At 49.5% G+C, this 14,236-nt stretch carries 11 protein-coding genes; 7 read left to right on the top strand and 4 right to left on the bottom strand.

Going from position 1 to position 14,236, the window contains the following annotated elements:
- Positions 1-15 precede the first annotated feature (15 nt).
- Positions 16-636 (top strand): NUDIX hydrolase N-terminal domain-containing protein, encoded by a 621-nt coding sequence (locus ACESOH_RS08235; RefSeq protein ID WP_373100693.1) that lies wholly within the window; start codon positions 16-18, stop codon positions 634-636.
- Positions 637-638: 2 nt separating this feature from the next.
- On the top strand, positions 639-1,427 hold the full coding sequence (locus ACESOH_RS08230) for a TatD family hydrolase (protein WP_373100906.1): 789 nt from the start codon (positions 639-641) through the stop codon (positions 1,425-1,427).
- On the opposite strand, the gene nrdG is transcribed toward ACESOH_RS08230, so the two are convergent.
- The 4 genes from nrdG to gap form a co-directional block, all read right to left on the bottom strand.
- Positions 1,416-1,904, bottom strand: a complete 489-nt coding sequence (nrdG, locus tag ACESOH_RS08225) for an anaerobic ribonucleoside-triphosphate reductase-activating protein (protein WP_373100692.1) — start codon at positions 1,902-1,904, stop codon at positions 1,416-1,418. The two genes, ACESOH_RS08230 and nrdG, sit on opposite strands and share 12 nt — an antisense overlap.
- 249 nt (positions 1,905-2,153) lie before the next feature.
- Positions 2,154-4,277: an anaerobic ribonucleoside-triphosphate reductase gene (gene nrdD / locus ACESOH_RS08220; RefSeq protein ID WP_373100691.1), complete on the bottom strand. Its 2,124-nt coding sequence runs from the start codon at positions 4,275-4,277 to the stop codon at positions 2,154-2,156.
- 267 nt (positions 4,278-4,544) lie between these two features.
- Positions 4,545-6,341: an AMP-dependent synthetase/ligase gene (locus tag ACESOH_RS08215; RefSeq protein WP_373100690.1), complete on the bottom strand. Its 1,797-nt coding sequence runs from the start codon at positions 6,339-6,341 to the stop codon at positions 4,545-4,547.
- 305 nt (positions 6,342-6,646) lie between these two features.
- On the bottom strand, positions 6,647-7,651 hold the full coding sequence (gene gap / locus ACESOH_RS08210) for a type I glyceraldehyde-3-phosphate dehydrogenase (RefSeq protein ID WP_032093696.1): 1,005 nt from the start codon (positions 7,649-7,651) through the stop codon (positions 6,647-6,649).
- Positions 7,652-7,964: 313 nt separating this feature from the next.
- Here gap and gmk point away from each other — a divergent pair, with 313 nt between their 5' ends.
- From gmk to murI, 5 genes are all read left to right on the top strand, one after another.
- Positions 7,965-8,591 (top strand): guanylate kinase, encoded by a 627-nt coding sequence (gene gmk, locus ACESOH_RS08205; RefSeq protein WP_032093697.1) that lies wholly within the window; start codon positions 7,965-7,967, stop codon positions 8,589-8,591.
- Between the two features lie 65 nt (positions 8,592-8,656).
- A complete protein-coding gene (rpoZ, locus tag ACESOH_RS08200) occupies positions 8,657-8,923 on the top strand; it encodes a DNA-directed RNA polymerase subunit omega (protein WP_373100689.1) in 267 nt (88 codons plus the stop codon).
- Between the two features lie 76 nt (positions 8,924-8,999).
- On the top strand, positions 9,000-11,123 hold the full coding sequence (gene spoT, locus ACESOH_RS08195) for a bifunctional GTP diphosphokinase/guanosine-3',5'-bis pyrophosphate 3'-pyrophosphohydrolase (RefSeq protein ID WP_032093699.1): 2,124 nt from the start codon (positions 9,000-9,002) through the stop codon (positions 11,121-11,123).
- Positions 11,124-13,205, top strand: a complete 2,082-nt coding sequence (gene recG, locus ACESOH_RS08190) for an ATP-dependent DNA helicase RecG (RefSeq protein ID WP_373100688.1) — start codon at positions 11,124-11,126, stop codon at positions 13,203-13,205. It abuts the gene before it with no gap.
- A gap of 57 nt (positions 13,206-13,262) precedes the next feature.
- Positions 13,263-14,075, top strand: a complete 813-nt coding sequence (gene murI, locus ACESOH_RS08185) for a glutamate racemase (protein ID WP_373100687.1) — start codon at positions 13,263-13,265, stop codon at positions 14,073-14,075.
- The last annotated feature ends 161 nt before the right edge of the window (positions 14,076-14,236 follow it).

Raw genomic sequence — 14,236 nt, 5'->3', positions numbered from 1 at the left:
TTATTGGGAGGGTATATGCAACAGGATGAGCGTTGGCTGCAATGGGCGGTGGAACTGCAAAGTCTGGCACAGGCCGGTCTGTATTATTCACCGAATAAATTCGACATTGAGCGTTTTCAGCGTATTCGTGAAATCAGCGCCGAAATGATTCGTTATAAATCCGGGCTTTCGGCGCAGAAAGTGAATGACCTGTTTTGTAATGAAACCGGTTTTCAAACCCCGAAACTGGACACGCGAGCGGCGATTTTCCAACAGGATAAGATTTTACTGGTACAGGAAGAAAACGGTTTGTGGTCGTTGCCCGGCGGCTGGGTGGATGTGGATCTGTCGATTAAAGAAAATACGCTTAAGGAAGTCAAGGAAGAAGCGGGCTTGGATGTGTCGGCGGAGTTTATTATCGCCATTTTGGATCGGGATAAGCATAATCTGCCGAAAATGGCGCACAAAGTGTGCAAAACGTTTGTTTATTGTACCGCACTTGGCGGCGAATTCCGGCCGAATAACGAGACTATCGACCGCGGCTATTTTTCGTTGCACGCCTTGCCGCCGCTGTGTACGGAAAAGAATAATGCCGCGCAGGTGAAAATGTGTTTTGATGCCCACTTTGCGCCGGACTGGAAAACCTTGTTTGACTGATGATGCCGTTTTTTGATACACACACCCATTTGGATTATTTGCTGCGCATGAGCGGCGAGCCGTTGTCCCGTTTGATGGACAATGCGGCGCAGGCGGGCGTGCAGAAAATACTGATAGTTGCGGTGATGGCGCAGGATTTTGAAACGCTGGCAAAAATGACCGCATTTTATCCCGAACGGCTGTATTACGGGCTGGGGTTGCATCCGCTGTATATTGCGCAGCATACCGAAGCGGATCTGACCTGTCTGGAGCAACGGTTGGCACAGCGTGCGCCGGCCTGTACGGCGGTGGCGGAAATCGGGCTGGAGCGGGGAAAAGCGGAATTATTGACGCCAGCGTTATGGCAAAAACAGCAGGATTTTTTCGCCGCCCAATTAAGCCTTGCCAAACGATATGCGCTGCCGGTCAGTCTGCATTCACGAAAAGCGCATGATCAGTTGTCTGTCTTTTTAAAACGGGCGGATTTACCGAAATGCGGTGTGGTGCACGGTTTTGCCGGCAGTTATGCGCAGGCGAAACGGTTTGTCGATCTCGGTTATCGGATCGGTGTCGGCGGCGTGATTACTTATCAGCGCGCCAATAAAACCCGCCGGACGATCGCAAAATTACCGCTTGATGCTTTGCTGTTGGAAACCGACAGCCCCGATATGCCGGTATTCGGCTTTCAGGGCCGGCCTAACCGTCCGGAGCGGATTGTCGATACTTTCGATGCGCTTTGCCGACTGCGTTCCGAATCGGCTGATATTATTGCGCAGGCACTGTGGCAAAACAGTCTGGCATTATTCGCCTGATTGGATGCTGTCCGCGCTAAAGCGATGGATCACCTGATTGGCGGAACCGCGCCAGATCAGCGCCGGATCGGCCTGCGCCTGAATGAATTTGCCGTCGATCAGCACGTCGATATACGGCAGCATGGTTTTCTGTTGTGCATTGAGTTCGTCCAGTTTATAACCCGTCCACAGCCAAATATCTTTACCCGGACATTCGCGTTTTACGCGTTGCACCAGTTTTAGCAGGGGCGGAATATTGTTCGGATGCAGCGGATCACCGCCGGACAGGCTGAGCCCCTGGCGCTTAATGCGGGTGTCCTGTAAATCGTTGATGATTTGATCTTCCATCGCCTGATCAAACAATACCCCGGCGGAAAAAGACCAGCTTTTTTGGTTGTAACAGCCTTTACAGCGGTGCGTGCAACCGCTGACGAACAAGGTGCAGCGCGTGCCTTCACCGTTGACGATATCGACGGGGTAATATTGTAAATAATTCATTGTTTTTCGTGTCAGTGATCAGAAATCGCCGAATAGCGTTTCTGTCAGGTTTAAAGTGCGGTGAATTTTTTTCATTTTTTCGGTCTAGTGTGGCAAATCCGTCTCAAGCCGTACCCGTAGCATATAAAGAGAGAGTGCGTGACGCCATAATCATGCCTGTTGTGTCAAAGCCGGCCTTGTTATCCGCAAGGCGGCAGAAAAACGGCGCTCGTTTCGTTTTTCTGCTGCTCGGTTCAACGCGACGGCGCATTACATATGTTTAACCCGGCGTTTGACTTCTTCCTGTTTGCCGGCGTTAAACGGTCTGGCATCCGGGCTGCCCAGATAACCGCATACCCGGCGGGTGACCGAGACTTTTTCACTGTCGTGATTGCCGCATTTCGGGCAGGTAAAGCCTTTGCTGGTACACTCGAATTCGCCGGTAAACCCGCATTCGTAGCATTCGTCGATCGGCGTATTGGTGCCGTAATAAGGCACGCGCTCATAGCTGTAATCCCATACATCTTCCAGCGCTTTCAGATTATGCTGGATATTCGGGTATTCGCCGTAACAGATAAACCCGCCGCTGGCCAATGCCGGATAAGGCATTTCAAAATCCAGTTTGTCGTAAGGGTTGACTTTTTTCTCCACATCCAAGTGATAACTGTTGGTGTAATATCCCTTGTCCGTAACACCGTCGATAATGCCGAATTGGCGGGTATCCAGCCGGCAGAAACGATCGCACAGGTTTTCGCTCGGGGTGGAATATAAACTGAACGCATAACCGGTTTCGGCGCGCCATTGTTTGGTCGCTTCGCTCAGGCGTTCGACGATTTGCAGCCCTTTTTGACGCAGCTGTTCATCATCATAAATATGGCGATGATAAAGCGCATTGATGGTTTCGTGAATGCCGATATAGCCCAGTGAAATTGAGGCGCGTCCGTTTTTGAAAATTTGCGCCACATTGTCGTCGGCTTTCAGACGCACGCCGCAAGCGCCTTCCATATACAAAATCGGTGCGACCCGGGCTTTGGTATTTTCCAGCCGCGCAATGCGGGTCATCAGCGCTTTTTTCGCCAGCGCTAAACGCTGTTCCAGTATCGCGTAGAAACGCTGCTCATCGCCGTCGGCTTCTAACGCAATGCGCGGCAGATTAAGGCTGACCACGCCCAGATTATTGCGCCCGTCGTGCATATATTCGCCGTTTTCTGCGTAAGCGCCGAGGAAACTGCGGCAGCCCATCGGCGCTTTGAAAGAACCGGTGACTTTGACGACCTGATCATAGTTTAAAATGTCCGGATACATGCGTTTTGAAGCGCATTCCAGCGCCAGCTGTTTGATATCGTAATTCGGATCATCCGGACGGTGATTTACGCCGTTTTTAATGGTAAACACCAGTTTCGGGAATACCGGCGTTTTATGGTTTTTGCCTAAGCCGCGGATACGGTTGCGCAGAATGGATTGCTGAATCAGGCGTTCCTGCCAGCTGGTACCCAGCCCGAAACCGAGGGTAACGAACGGTGTCTGACCATTTGAGGTATGCAGCGTGTTGACCTCATATTCCAGAGACTGGAAGGCGTCAAAGCATTCTTTTTCAATTAATGCTTTGGCATAAGCCTCCGCCTGCGGAATGTGCCAAAGTGCGGCGGTTTTTAAGTGTTTTTCGTAGCTGAGCTGAACATAAGGCGCCAGCACTTCGTCAATCCGGTTGATGGTGGTGCCGCCGTAAATATGGCTGGCAACCTGCGCGATAATTTGTGCCGTCACGGCGGTTGCGGTACCGATGGATTTCGGCGGTTCGATTTCCGCATTGCCCATTTTAAACCCGCTGGTCAGCATGCCTTTTAAATCCACCAGCATGCAGTTGAACATCGGGAAGAATGGCGCATAATCCAGATCATGATAATGAATTTCCCCTTTTTCGTGGGCGGCGACCACATCACGCGGCAGAATATAACGCTTGGCGTAATGTTTGGCGACGATACCGGCCAGCAAATCCCGTTGAGTCGGAATGACTTTGGCGTCTTTATTGGCATTTTCATTGAGCAGTTCGACATTGCTCTGCTCAATCAGCCCTTCGATTTCTTTGGTGAGATTGCTGCGCTTTTCCCGCGCCAGATCGCGGTCGTGGCGGTATTCGATATAGGCGCGGGCAATTTGCGGATATTGGCTTGACATCAGATGATTTTCAACGATTTGCTGAATCCGGCTGATGTCGATTTCCTGCTGATGATGGGCGAAAATTTCATCGCATACCTGCTGACCGATGCTGTAACAGTAGCGGTCGTCGTTAATGCCGACGGCTAAGGCCGCTTTTTTTATCGCGTTAATGATGCGCTGGATTTCGAATCCGATGCGTGAACCGTCACGCTTAATGACAAAAAATGTTCCCATAAAACTTCCTCTGCGTGTTCTGCCTGTGAATCGTGCGATACACTATATATAGATATTATTTTAATTTCAATCACTATATATTGTGGTTTTTCGCTGTTTTTTTCGGCAAAACGGGGGTTAGTAATTGGTTTTATTAGGGAAATCTCGGATTGTTTGTGAGAATTATTCTCAATTAAAATTTGTGTTTTGTGATTTCGATCATAGTTTTTGCATCAGCGATGAAAAAATATACAAAAAAGTGCGGTGATTTTCACCGCACTTTCGAGACTAGGATTTATACATGGCTTCAATTTGTTCTTTATAACGCTGCAAAATGACTTTGCGCCGCAGTTTCAGCGTCGGCGTGATTTCGTTCATGGCGGTGGTGAATGCCTGCGGCAGCAGGGTGAATTTTTTCACTTGCTCAAAGCTCGGCAGCTCTTTTTGCAGCTCGTTAATGCGCTTTTCAAACAGCTGAATAATAGCGGAATGTTTCACCAGTTCAATACGATCCTGATATTTGATATTCAGTTGTTTGGCATATTCTTCCAGCGAGGCGAAACACGGCACGATCAATGCCGATACATATTTTTTCGCATCGGCGATCACGGCGATTTGCTCAATAAATTTATCCTTGCCGATTTTACCTTCAATATACTGCGGCGCGATATATTTACCGTTGGAGGTTTTCATTAATTCCTTAATGCGATCGGTAATGTACAGATTGCCCTGCGCATCAAACTGACCGGCATCACCGGTTTTCAGAAAGCCGTCGGCTGTGAAGGCGTTAGCGGTTTCGGTCGGTTTTTTGTAATAGCCCCGCATCACCATGCCGCCGCGCACCAGAATTTCGTTATCGGCGCCGATTTTCACTTCACAACCGGGCATCGGTTCGCCGATGGAATTCGGTTCGATATGCGCATCCTGCCAGCAGGAAACCGTTGCCGTGGTTTCCGTCATGCCGTAGCCCAGTTTGATATTGATGCCGATACTTTGGAAAAACAGGCCGATAGACGGTTCCAGTTTGGCACCGCCGCACGGCATCATACGAATGCGCCCGCCCAGCAGATTACGCAGTTTGCTCAGCACCAGCTTATCGGCCAGCCGAAATTGTTGGTGCAGCAGAAACGGAATCGCTTGTTTCCGGCTTTTTAGCTGAAAACAGCGATGACCGATATTCATCGCCCAAGTGAAAATCAGACGGCGGAAAAAAGGTGCCTGCTGAACTTTATCGTGGATCGCGGTGTAGATCTTTTCATAAAAACGCGGCACTGCGCACATTAGTGTCGGGCGGATTTCCGTTAATGCGGAACGCACCTGATTGGTGTCTTCGATATAGCAGTTCACCGCACCGCGATGCAGCACATAGGCGACCCATGCCCGTTCGAAAATATGGGAAAACGGTAAAAACGACAGTGAAATATCCGTTGTGTCTATGTTTTGCAGAGCATTATCATGCGCCTGTAGCTGATGGGCGAGGTTGGCATAATCCAGCATCACGCCTTTCGGCTCGCCGGTGGTGCCGGAGGTGTAAATCAGGGTAAATAGGTCGCTCATCTGTTTATTTGCCAGACGGGAGGCCAGTTCGGGCTGATTGCGTTGAGAGCCGTCGGCAATAAAATCCCGCCAGTAACAGGCGATAGCGTGATCCTGCAAGTCGATGCTGTCTTTCATGGCGACAATGCGCTGCAACTGAGGGCATTGTTCGGCAATGTCCAGCGCGTGGGTATATTGTTCCTGATCGCCGACGAATAAAATTTTAATATCCGCGTCATTGATAATAAATTTGGCCTGCTGAGCGGTATTGGTGGCGTAAATCGGTACGCTGACCGCGCGAATCTGCAAGGCGCCGATATCGGCGATCGTCCAGCGCGGCATATTGTGCGCGAATATCCCGATTTTATCCTGTATGCCGATATGATTGGCCAGCAAGGCCCGCGACAGTTCGTCGATTTGCTGCCGGAATGCCGACCAGCTAATTGCTTTCCAGCCGTTATGTTCATGATAACGAAGTGCGGTTCGATTTGCTAAGGTTTCTGCCTGATGATGAATGCGGTTAATGAAGTGAAAATCAAGTTGCGCCATGTTTTCTTTGCTTCCTTTGACAATAATTTTATTCGGTATTGACCATCTTAATGATTTAAGCGAACAGTTGTGCGCTAATATAATGGCTAACAATGTAAAATGCCAGTAGAAAAATTAAAAAAAGTAAGGAAATGATAGATTTTGTGAGGTCGCTAACATTTTTCAATACAATACAGCTGTTCACGTTTTCTTAAAAAAACGGTATTGCCGCAATACCACGAAATGACGGGATGACAGGCTAAACCTATTGCGTTGAGGATAAAAAAACCGCCCGAAAAGGGCGGTTGGATATTCAACGGTTTTTATTAACCTTTATAATTGTAGATATGTGCGACTAAGTCTAATACTTTGTTGGAATAACCGGTTTCGTTGTCGTACCAGGAAACTAGTTTAACGAAGCTGTCGGTTAATGCGATACCTGCCGCCGCATCGAAGACGGAAGTTAATGCGCAGCCGTTGAAGTCGGTCGAAACGACGGCGTCTTCAGTGTAGCCTAACACGCCTTTTAATTCGTTTTCGGAAGCGCGTTTGATTTCCGCACAGATTTCAGCGTAAGTCGCCGGTTTTTCAAGGTTAACGGTTAAGTCAACTACAGAAACGTTAGTGGTTGGTACACGGAACGCCATACCGGTTAATTTGCCGTTTAATGCCGGTAATACTTTACCGACCGCTTTCGCCGCACCGGTGGAAGACGGGATGATGTTTTGTGATGCGCCACGACCACCGCGCCAGTCTTTGGCAGACGGGCCGTCAACGGTTTTTTGCGTTGCGGTTGTTGCGTGAACGGTTGTCATTAAGCCGTCTTTAATACCGAATTTTTCGTGAATGACTTTCGCTAAAGGCGCTAAGCAGTTTGTGGTACAAGATGCGTTGGAGACGATATCCTGACCTTTATACGCATCAAAGTTAACACCGTTAACGAACATTGGTGTAGCATCTTTAGACGGGCCGGTTAAAACCACTTTTTTCGCACCGGCAGTGATATGTTTGCGCGCGGTTTCGTCAGTTAAGAATAAACCGGTTGCTTCAACGGCAATATCCACACCGATTTCGTTCCATTTCAGGTTGGCCGGATCACGTTCGGAAGTAACGCGGATAGACTTACCGTTTACCACCAGATGACCGTCTTTCACTTCAACGGTGCCATCGAAACGGCCGTGGGTAGAATCGTATTTTAACATGTAAGCCATGTATTCTACGTCGATTAAGTCGTTGATACCTACAACTTCGATGTCGTCGCGGGCTTGCGCAGCACGGAATACGATACGACCGATACGGCCGAAACCATTGATACCAATTTTAATTGCCATAAGATTTTCACCTATAATTTAAGTTAAACAAATTCTTACGTTTCGCAGGATGCCGTGAAGCCTGACCCCGCTATCCGTCGGTTGCAGATTATAGCACGGTTTCTTTTGGTGATGAAACCGCACTCGGTGGAAAACTATAACAGATAACCTTTTTGTGATCTATGTCAAAATTATTCCGGGTTCGGCTAAGTGATTCAAAAATAAAATGCGATTTGTTATAAATTTGCTAAAAAAGCACCGCACTTTTGCTGATTTTTTACTGATTTAACGGCATAATGAGCGGCATTATTGCTAGTTGAAAAGGATGAGTATGATGAGTAAGGGCAATCTGTATATTATTTCGGCGCCGAGCGGGGCGGGCAAATCCTCTTTAATTTCGGCGCTGCTGGCGCGGGATAACGACACCGGCATGATGGTGTCGGTATCACATACTACCCGCAACCCGCGTCCGGGTGAGATCGACGGGGTGCATTATCATTTCGTTTCGGTGCCTGAATTTGAAGCGCTGATCGAACAGGATTTATTTTTAGAATACGCCAAAGTGTTCGGCGATAATTATTACGGCACATCGTTGCCGGCGATTGAGCAAAATCTGGCGCGCGGTATCGATGTGTTTCTTGATATCGACTGGCAGGGCGCGCAGCAAATCCGGGCAAAGCTGCCGGCGGTCAAAAGTATTTTTATCCTGCCGCCGTCCATACAGGAGCTGGAACGCCGTTTAATCGGGCGCGGGCAGGACAGCGAGACGGTGATCGCGGCGCGCATGGCGCAGGCGGTGGATGAAATGTCCCATTACCATGAATATGATTATGTCATTATTAATGAGAACTTTGAGCGGGCGCTGGACGATTTGGGCCATATTCTGCGCGCAGAACGGCTGACCCTTGATTATCAGCGGACACAAAATAGCGCCTTGCTGCATCAATTACTGGCAAAATAAGCGGCGTTTTAGTATCATAATCACCCTTTTTTATTTTTACAGATTAACTATTGGTGGAGTAATTTATGGCTCGTGTAACAGTGCAGGATGCGGTTGAGAAAATCGGCAACCGTTTTGATTTGATTTTAACCGCGGCGCGCCGTGCAAGACAATTGCAACTGCATGTGCGTGAACCGTTGGTGCCGGAAGATAACGATAAACCGACGGTCATTGCATTGCGTGAGATCGAAAAAGGTCTGATCAACAACGAGATTATGAATGCGCAAGACCGTCATGAGGCATTGGAACAGGAGTCGGCGGAACTGCACGCGGTTTCTTTGCTGTCCGAATAAGGCGAAAAGTGCGGTCAGTTTTTCTTTAATTTATCAGACAATTATTGTTGGATCTTAATGAAAAGTCAGGTGTCCTTTGTATTTATTTGAAAGTTTAGAGCGAATCATTCAGGGCTATTTGCCGGCAGAGCAGATTGAATGGGTAAAACGTGCATTTATTATCGCCAGAGATGCGCACGAAGGACAAACACGCTCAAGCGGCGAGCCTTACATTACGCATCCGGTGGCGGTGGCGTCGATTATCGCCGAAATGCGACTGGATCACGAGGCGGTAATGGCCGCTTTGCTGCATGATGTAATTGAGGATACGCCATATACGGAACAACAGCTGAAAGCTGAATTCGGCACCAGTGTCGCCGAGATTGTCGAGGGCGTGTCCAAACTGGACAAACTGAAATTCCGCACCCGCAAAGAAGCGGAGGCGGAAAATTTCCGCAAGATGATTCTGGCCATGACGCGCGATATTCGCGTGGTGCTGATAAAACTGGCCGACCGCACGCATAATATGCGCACGCTCAGTGCGCTGCGGCCGGATAAACGCCGCCGCATTGCCAAAGAAACCCTTGAAATTTACGCCCCTCTCGCGCACCGTCTCGGTATCGAACATATTAAAAATGAACTGGAAGATCTGGGCTTCGAAGCCATGTATCCGCAGCGTTATGCGGTGCTGCAAAAGGTTATTCAGATTGCGCGCGGAAACCGTAAGGATATGATCCAACGGATTGCCGATGAAATCAAAGGTCGGCTGGATGATATGGGCATTGAGGCACGGGTTTTCGGACGGGAAAAACACCTTTATGCGATTTATCAGAAAATGCGCCTGAAAGATCAGCAGTTCCATTCCATTATGGATATTTATGCGTTCCGCGCAATAGTCAAAGATGTGGACACCTGCTACCGCGTGCTAGGGCAAATGCACGGTTTGTATAAACCGCGTCCCGGCAGAGTAAAAGATTATATTGCAGTGCCGAAAGCAAACGGTTATCAATCCTTGCATACCTCCATGATCGGGCCGCACGGCGTGCCGGTGGAAGTCCAGATTCGTACCGAAGAAATGGATCAAATGGCGGAAATGGGGGTGGCCGCCCATTGGGCCTATAAACAGGGCGGCAAAAACGACAGTACCACCGCACAGATCCGCGCGCAGCGCTGGTTGCAGAGCCTGATCGAATTGCAGCAAAGCGTGGGCAATTCCTTTGAATTTATCGAAAGCGTTAAATCGGAATTTTTCCCGAAAGAAATTTATGTATTTACGCCGAAAGGGCGTATTGTGGAATTGCCGGTCGGCGCCACCCCGGTGGATTTCGCTTATGCCGTGCATTCCGATATCGGCAGCTCTTGCGTGGCGGCAAATGTGGATCGCAAGCCTTATCCGTTATCACAGGCATTGCAATCGGGGCAGACCATTGAAATTATCACCTCGGCCACCGCGCAGCCGAATGCCGGCTGGCTGAATTTTGTGGTGACGGCAAAGGCGCGCACCAATATTCGCCACGCTCTGAAAGATTTACGCGCCGATACCGCCGTCGTGCTGGGCAGACGACAGTTAATCAACGCGTTGCTGCCGAAAAAACTAAGCGATATTGACCCGCTGCGGATTAACGAATTACTGGCGGAACTAAAATTGGATAATTTCGACGCGCTGCTGACCGAAATCGGGCTGGGCAATCAAATGAGTGCGGTGATTGCCTACCGTTTATTGGGAGAGGCGATAGAAATCGACACCGACGGTGAACTGACGAATAATAACAATCTGCTGGAAATCAAAAGCAGCGAAGGACTGCTGACCACATTTGCACAATGCTGCCATCCGGTTCCCGGTGATCCGATCGTGGCTTATGCCAGCCCCGGTAAGGGATTGGTTATTCACCATGAATGCTGTATGAACCTGAAAAAGCGTAAGGACAATCCCGAACATTATACGCCGGTGACATGGGAACAAAGCGATAACAAGATGGAATTTGAGGCGGAATTACGCATTGAAATGATTAATCAGCAGGGCGCGTTGCCGAATCTGACCTCGGCCATTTCCGCACTGAACAGCAATATCCACAGTATTTGGACAGAAGAGCAGGACGGGCGTCTGTACCAAATCGTGGTGTTATTAACCACCAAAAATACTCATCATCTGGCCAGCATTATCCGCCGCATTAAAACCATTCCGGGCTTTGTGAGTATAGCACGCAACACTAACAGCTAAATGGATACCCGGATACTGGATGCCGTGCCGCTGACCTCCTTGTCCGGCGTGGGAGCTGCTATAGCCGAAAAGCTAAGCCGTATCGGGATTGATAATCTTCAGGATCTGCTTTTTCACCTTCCGATTCGCTATGAGGATCGCACCCGTATTACTCCCATTGCGGATTTACGCCCTGACCGCTATGCCACCATTGAGGGAATGGTGCAAACCTGTACGGTACAATTTGGCCGCCGCCCGATTTTAGTGGTCACGCTGTCTGACGGCAGTGCGAAAATCACCTTGCGCTTTTTTAATTTTAATGCGGCGATGCGTAACAGTTTCCAGCCCGGCGCCAGAGTGCAGGCTTTCGGCGAAGTAAAACGCGGGCGTTTTATGGCGGAAATTCATCATCCCGAATATCGGATCGTGCGCGATAAGGCACCGCTTGTGCTGGAGGAAACGCTCACGCCGATTTATTCCACGACGGAAGGGTTAAAACAGCCCACCTTGCGCAAATTAACGGATCAGGCGCTGGCATTACTGGATACCATTCAGGTGACGGAAATTCTGCCCGACGGGTTTAATCCGTATCCTTTCAGCTTGAAAGAGGCGCTTCGCCTTTTGCACCGCCCGCCGCCGGATATTACCTTATCGCTGCTGGAAGAAGGCAAACATCCCGCGCAACAGCGCTTGATTTTTGAAGAATTGCTGGCACACAATTTGGCTATGCAGAAAGTGCGGTCGGGAATGCAACAGTTTTCGGCGAGACCGCTGCCGCGGCAAACGGATTTAACCGAGCGGTTTTTAGCCCGATTATCGTTTCGGCCGACCGATGCGCAACGCCGCGTCGGTGCGGAAATCGAACAGGATTTGGGCAAGGATTATCCGATGATGCGTTTGGTGCAGGGCGATGTCGGCTCCGGCAAAACGCTGGTCGCCGCAATGGCGGCGCTGCTGGCGATTGACAACGGTAAACAGGTTGCGCTGATGGCGCCGACCGAGATTCTGGCCGAACAACACGCTGCGAACTTCCGCAATTGGTTTGAGCCGTTAGGGATTGAAGTCGGCTGGCTGGCCGGCAAAGTGAAAGGCAAAGCCCGTCAGGAAGCGTTAGCTCAAATCGGCTGCGGCACAGTCAGCATGATTGTCGGCACTCATGCGTTATTTCAGCAGGATGTCAGCTTTGCCGATTTGGCGCTGGTAATCATTGACGAACAGCACCGGTTCGGCGTGCATCAACGTTTAATGCTGCGCGAAAAAGGCGAACGAACCGGCTTTTATCCGCACCAGTTAATTATGACCGCAACCCCGATTCCCCGCACGTTGGCGATGACCGTCTATGCGGATCTGGATACTTCCGTTATTGACCAGCTGCCGCCGGGGCGTACGCCGGTGACGACCATTGCGGTGTCCGAAGAACGCCGTGCGGAAATTGTTGCCCGCGTGCACCATGCCTGCGTTAACGAAAAGCGTCAGGCTTACTGGGTGTGTACGCTGATTGATGAAAGCGAAGCGCTGGAGGCGCAGGCGGCGGAAGCCACGGCGGAGGATCTGCGGAAAAGTTTACCGCACTTACGGATCGGACTTGTGCACGGCCGGATGAAAGCGGCGGAAAAGCAGGCCGTTATGCAGCGGTTTAAGCAGGCTGAATTAGATTTGCTGGTGGCCACCACGGTGATTGAAGTGGGGGTGGATGTACCGAATGCCAGTCTGATGATTATTGAAAATGCCGAGCGGCTGGGATTGTCTCAGTTGCATCAGCTGCGTGGGCGGGTCGGCCGCGGCAGTACGGCTTCCTTTTGCGTGCTGATGTATAAACCGCCGCTGGGCAAAATTTCGCAAAAACGCCTGCAAGTTCTGCGCGAAAGTCAGGACGGGTTTTATATTTCAGAGCAGGATCTGGCGATTCGGGGGCCGGGCGAAGTACTGGGCACGAAACAAACGGGCATTGCGGAGTTTAAAGTGGCGAATTTAATGCGAGATCGGAAAATGATCCCGCAGGTTCAGCATTATGCCCGCGAGCTGATGAAACGTCATCCGGCTATTGCGGATCAGCTGATTCGGCGCTGGTTGAATAATCGGGCGATTTACTCCAATGCCTGATAATATACGGATGAAAAGTGCGGTAATAAATTGAAACGTTTTTGGGATTTAAAGAGTATGATGAGCCTGAAACCTACTATTCTGTTTTTTGATTCCGGTGTCGGCGGATTTAGCGTCTATAAAGAAGTCAAACATCTGTTACCGGATTGTCAGTATCTCTATTGTTTTGATAATGCTGGGTTTCCTTATTCCGAGAAGCCTGAAGAGGTGATTATCGAACGCACGCTGGCTATCTGTCAAAAAATCGACCGGCAGTATCCTCTGGATCTTATCGTCATCGCCTGCAATACGGCGAGTACGGTCGTGTTGCCCACATTAAGAAGCCACTTTGCCATTCCCATTGTCGGTACGGTGCCGGCTATTAAGCCCGCCGCTGAAATATCCGTCAGTAAGCATATCGGTCTGCTGGCGACCAAAGGCACCGTAAAGCGTCAGTATGTTAATGAATTAATAGAGCATTATGCAGCGCATTGTCGGGTTGAAAAACTGGGCAGCACGGTCTTGGCCGAAATTGCGGAACAAAAATTGCGCGGCGCATCGGTGGATTTACTGGCGGTGAATGCGGAGTTGAAAATCTGGCGGGAGCTGGCGGATTTAGATACGGTGATTCTGGGCTGTACTCACTTTCCGCTCATTAAAGACGAAATTCAAATCTGCCTGCCGCAAGTGAAATATTTTATCGATCCGGGCAAAGCCATTGCGTTGAGAGTCAAAAAACTGTTGGATATTCATACCACCGTCAGACCAATCAGCGAAACCCAGAATTTAATTTTTTGTACCCGGAGTTTTCAATATGAAGCCACATTCCGGCAAGCCCTTTCGTTGTGGGGATTTACGGAGCTGCGTTTATTGGAACATGATGAGCGATAACAGTCCGTATCGCATCGGCGTATAAAAAACCGCCGCTTAATTAAAAAAATAAGAATTTTTCCAAAAACCGCTTGCAATGGTGAGTGAAATCCCTATAATACGCCACACACAACGACGCGACGTTGTAAATAATATGAATTTTGACTCGCGTCGTTCTTTTT

This window comes from Necropsobacter rosorum (assembly GCF_964241405.1).
GTDB lineage: Bacteria > Pseudomonadota > Gammaproteobacteria > Enterobacterales > Pasteurellaceae > Necropsobacter > Necropsobacter rosorum.
This window is presented reverse-complemented; position numbering and strand designations above follow the sequence as displayed.